A 1,106-nucleotide genomic window follows, 5' to 3' on the forward strand; every position below is an offset into this window, starting at 1 on the left:
TTGGAGTTGGGGAAGGTGACTTCTCTTTCGACCATAACAGTGTGTGGCAAATTCGGGTCTTTAGTAGGGGTCGAGAGTGAAGTCGCCTTCACCCCCTCCCATACAAAACCGTGCTTGAGACTTTCACCTCACACGGCTCCTAGTCTGATTGTTCCATTGTTAAGGATACAGCTTTGGCGTTATCGAGTGCCGTTTTATCATCGCGGGTGTGGCGGTGTAATAGTTGTAAGTTTTTGAATTCATCCTTTCCGCCGTGGCTTCGAGGTACAATGTGGTCTACTTAAACTAAATCCGATGGTGCGAAATACTGTCCACACCAGGTACACCTACCTTTTTGCTTTTTGAGTAGTTTTGCTACTCTATTTGGCGTGTCGATTGCTTGTCCTTTCCTGGTTGCCCAATAAGTCCAATTTCCGTCGTATGGTGTTGCGTTAGGGCGTATTAGGGTATGTCTGACAATCGGAGTGTAACTATGTTTCCATAGTTGTAATCCATCTTTGGTTTGGAATAACCAAGATTCATGCCTTTCTTTCCCATTGCTAAGTCTGACCGTTCCATATCTGAAATAGTTTCTTAGCTTTTTGTAATTTGCCTTTCTGCATCTTGAAACTGTCCATGCCCGTAACATTAGCCAAACTATGTAATCTAGTTTAACGAAGGTCTCTGATGAGACTACTGCTGAGTAGTAGTTTGACCATCCCCTTATTATTGGGTTTAGTCTACTTATCAGGGCTGACTCGGGTGTTGTTTTATGTTGTTCAATTACACCTTTAATCACTTCTGTATGGGCTTTGACTGCTTTATTGCTGGGTTTGATGTAAGTTTTGAACCCTAATGGTTTCCCATGTGGATTTTTCCCAGTTTTATATTTTCCTACAGGATATTGCCTGATATTGAAACCTAAGAAATCAAATCCGGGTTCCTCTGCTTTGCCGTTATACTCAATGGGTTTGAGTGTATGGCAGATTCGAGTCTTTTCAGGTTTAATCTCTAATCCAACAGGTTTTAACCATTCGGAAATAGCAGTTTTGCACTGTTCAATGATTCCTAAGTCTTTGGATATGACTACAAAATCATCGGCGTATCGTATTACCGTGGCAAATGGT

The 1,106-nt window shown here is 41.9% G+C and carries 2 pseudogenes; one reads left to right on the forward strand and one right to left on the reverse strand.

Annotation, left to right across the window (positions count from 1 at the left end):
• A pseudogene (locus P5674_RS25095) lies at positions 1 to 237 on the forward strand (hypothetical protein); the annotation flags it as partial.
• On the opposite strand, the pseudogene P5674_RS25100 reads toward P5674_RS25095, so the two are convergent.
• Positions 140 to 1,106, reverse strand: a pseudogene (locus P5674_RS25100) (group II intron reverse transcriptase); the annotation flags it as partial. The pseudogenes P5674_RS25095 and P5674_RS25100 sit on opposite strands and share 98 nt — an antisense overlap.

This window comes from Limnospira sp. PMC 289.06 (genome assembly GCF_032350395.1).
Taxonomy (GTDB): Bacteria; Cyanobacteriota; Cyanobacteriia; order Cyanobacteriales; family Microcoleaceae; genus Limnospira; species Limnospira platensis.